Raw genomic sequence first — 3,745 nt, 5'->3', positions numbered from 1 at the left:
TCGCGGGTTCTGGGTTCGGTTGTTCCTCGCTCGGGTGAGGTGCCGTTCTTCTCGACCACCGAGGCGGAGGTGATCGACACGGCTGGGCTGGATGGGGGGTACTGGTATCGGAATCTGCGTCAGCGGGTGCGGTTCGCTGATGCGGTTCAGGGGCTCATCGGTCAGGGTTGTTCGGCGTTCGTGGAGGTCAGCTCGCATCCGGTGCTGGGGATGGCGGTGCAGGAGGCCGTCCCGGACGCTGTGGTGGTCGGCACGTTGCGGCGCAACGAGGGTGGCAGCCGCCGCTTCCTGACCTCCCTTGCCGAGGCCTGGGTGCGGGGGATCCCGGTGGACTGGACGCGGGTGCTGGCCGGTCAGGGAGGCCGTGGGGTCGCCCTCCCGACATACGCCTTCCAGCACCGCCGCTACTGGTTCGAGCCCGCGGCGCCGCAGAGCGTCACGGTGGGCGGTGCGGCCGAGGAGCCGGCGGACGCCGAGTTCTGGGCGGCCGTCGAGGGACAGGACCTGCAGGCGCTGACCGGTGCGCTCGACGTCGCCGAGGAGGACGGGCAGGAGGCGCTGGCGCAGGCGCTGCCCGTGCTGTCCGCCTGGCGTCGCGGTCGTCGCGCCTCGGCGACCATCGACTCCTGGCGCTACCGCATCGCCTGGCGCCCGACCGCGGACCGCCCCGCCGGGACGCTCACCGGTACCTGGCTCGTCGTCGTGCCCGCCGACCACGTCGACTCCGACCTCGTCCGGGTCTGCCTGGACGGGCTCGCCGAGCACGGCGCCCAGACCGCGCCCCTCTTCGTCGACGCCACCGACACGGACCGGGAGCGGCTGGCCGCCCAGATGACCGAGACGGCCCGGCACAGTGGCGCCGACGCGTTCACCGGCGTCGTCTCCTTCCTCGCGCTCGACGAACGCCCGCACCCCGAGCAGCCGGGACTCGCCGCCGGCCTGGTCGCGGGACTCGCGTTGATCCAGGCGTGCTCCGACACCGGGCTGCGTTCCCCGGTGTGGCTCGCCACCAGCGGAGCCGTCACCACCGGTGATGCCGATCTGCTGCGCAATCCCGTGCAGAACGGCACCTGGGGCATGGGCCGCGTCGCCGCGCTGGAACACCCCGAGTTCTGGGGCGGGCTCGTCGACCTCCCCGAGACGCCCGACGACCGTACGGCCGCCCGGCTCTGCTCGATCCTCGCCGCCTCCGCCTCTGCCCCCGCTTCCGACGCCGACGAGGACGCCGGGGCAGAGGACCAGCTCGCCGTGCGCCGGACCGGCGTCCTCATCCGCCGCCTGGTCCGCACGCCCGTCGGCGTCGCGCGCGGCGCCGACCACACCTGGACCTCGCGCGGCACCGCGTTGATCACCGGCGGCCTCGGCGGCCTCGGCGGACACACCGCCCGCTGGCTCGCCCGCAACGGCACCGAACACCTGGTGCTGGTCAGCCGCCGTGGCCCCGACGCGCCCGGCGCCGCCGAACTCGAGGCGGAGCTGCGCGAGTCGGGTGCCCGCGTCACCATCGCCTCCTGCGACATCGCCGACCGGGACGCCCTGGCCGCGCTCGTGGAGCGCGTGGAGGCCGACGGGCCCCCGATCCGCACCGTCGTGCACACCGCCGGCGTCGGCATCCTCATCCCGCTGGCCACCACGACCCTGCAGGAGTTCGCCGACGGCGCGAAGGCCAAGCTCTCCGGCGTCGCCAACCTCGACGCGCTCTTCGACGACGACCGCCTCGACGCGTTCGTCGTGTTCTCCTCCGTCGCCGGCGTCTGGGGCAGCGGCGACCACGGCGCCTACGCCGCGGCCAACGCGTACGCCGACGCGGTGGCCGAGCACCGCCGGGCCCGCGGCCTGGCCGGCACCTCCATCGCCTGGGGCATCTGGAGCGACGAGGGCGGCGGCATGGGCCTCGAGGTCGTCCAGGAGCAACTGCGCTGGCGCGGCATCCCGTTCATGGCCCCCGCGCTCGCCGTCGCCGCCATGCAGCAGGTCCTCGACCGCGACGAGTGCTTCATCGCCGTCGCCGACATCGACTGGGAGCGCTTCGTCCCCGTCTTCACCGCGGCCCGTCGGCGCCCGCTGCTCACCGAGGTGCCCGAGGTCGCCGCGCTGCTGCGGGCCGAGGAGGAACGCCTGCGGCAGGACGTCCCGGACAAGCAGAGCGCCGGACTCCTCGCCCGGCTGCGCGGCCTGTCCGCCGACGACCAGGAACAGGCCGTACTCGACCTGGTCCGCGGCCAGGTCGCGGGCGTGCTCGGGCACAGCAGCCCGAACGGTGTGGAGACCGGACGCGCCTTCCGCGAGCTGGGCTTCGACTCCCTCACCTCGGTCGAACTGCGCAACCGGCTCAACGCCGCCACGGGACTGCGGCTGCCGGTAACCGTCATCTTCGACCGGCCCACCGTCACGGCTCTCGCCCGGCACGTCCGCGAGGAACTCGTCGGCCCCTCCGACACTCTTCCCGTCCCCGCTGCCGCCCCGGCCTCCGTCGGCGTCGCGACACCCGCCGACGACGACCCCATCGCCATCGTCTCGATGAGCTGCCGCTACCCGGGCGGCGCCAACAGCCCCGAGGAACTCTGGCGCATCCTCGCCGAGGGCCGCGACGTCATCGACGTCTTCCCCGACGACCGCGCCTGGGACCTCGAAGCCCTCTACGACCCCGACCCCGACCGCGAGGGCACCTGCTACGCCCGCGAAGGCGGCTTCGTCTATAACGCCGGCGACTTCGACCCCGCGTTCTTCGGCATCTCGCCGCGCGAGGCGATCGCCATGGACCCCCAGCAGCGGCTGCTGCTGGAGACGTCCTGGGAGGCCGTCGAACGCGCCGGACTGCTCCCCGAGAGCCTGCGCGGCACCCCCGTCGGCGTCTACGTCGGCGCCGCCAACCAGGGCTTCGGCGGGCTGGACAACCTGCCCGAGGGTGTCGAGGGCCACATCGTCACCGGCAGCGCCACCAGCGTGCTGTCCGGCCGCATCGCCTACACCCTCGGCCTCGCGGGCAGCGCGGTGACCGTCGACACCGCCTGCTCGTCCTCCCTGGTCGCCCTGCACATGGCCGTCCAGGCGCTGCGCTCCGGCGAGTGCTCCATGGCCCTCGCGGGCGGTGTCGCCGTCATGGTCGAGCCCATCGGGTTCATCGGCTTCGCCCGCACCCGCGGTGTCGCCCGCGACGGCCGTTCCAAGGCCTTCGCCAAGGCGGCCGACGGCATGGGCCTCGCCGAAGGCGCCGGCATGGTCCTCCTGGAGCGGCTGTCCGACGCCCGGCGCAACGGTCACCCCGTGCTGGCCGTCATCCGCTCCACCGCGCTCAACCAGGACGGCGCCAGCAACGGGCTCAGCGCCCCCAGCGGCCCCGCCCAGCAGCAGGTCATCCGCGCCGCCCTCACGAAGGCCGGCCTGTCCACGGCGGACATCGACGCCGTCGAGGCGCACGGCACCGGCACGACGCTGGGCGACCCGATCGAGGCGCAGGCGCTGCTCGCCACCTACGGCAACGGCCGCGACCCCGAACACCCTTTGTGGCTCGGTTCGTTGAAGTCGAACATCGGCCACACCCAGGCCGCCTCCGGTGTGGCGGGCGTGATGAAGATGGTCCTCGCCCTGCAGCACGGGTTGCTGCCGCGGACCCTCCACGTGGACGAGCCCACCCCGCACGTCGACTGGTCGGCGGGCGCGGTGTCGCTGCTCACGGAGCCGGTGGAGTGGCCGCAGATCGAAGGCCGTCCGCGCCGGGCCGGTGTCTCGTCGTTCGGCGTCA

Annotated in this window: 1 protein-coding gene; it reads left to right on the top strand. The window is 73.8% G+C overall.

Features of this window, described 5'->3' with window-relative positions:
- The coding region (locus AC5WS8_RS38935; protein ID WP_496108203.1) for an SDR family NAD(P)-dependent oxidoreductase at positions 1-3,745 on the top strand (3,745 nt) is incomplete at both ends.

The sequence above is a fragment of the Streptomyces sp. PTL18 genome (assembly GCF_059510295.1).
Note: the sequence above shows the minus strand (reverse complement) of the source record. Positions and strands in the feature narration are given on the sequence as shown.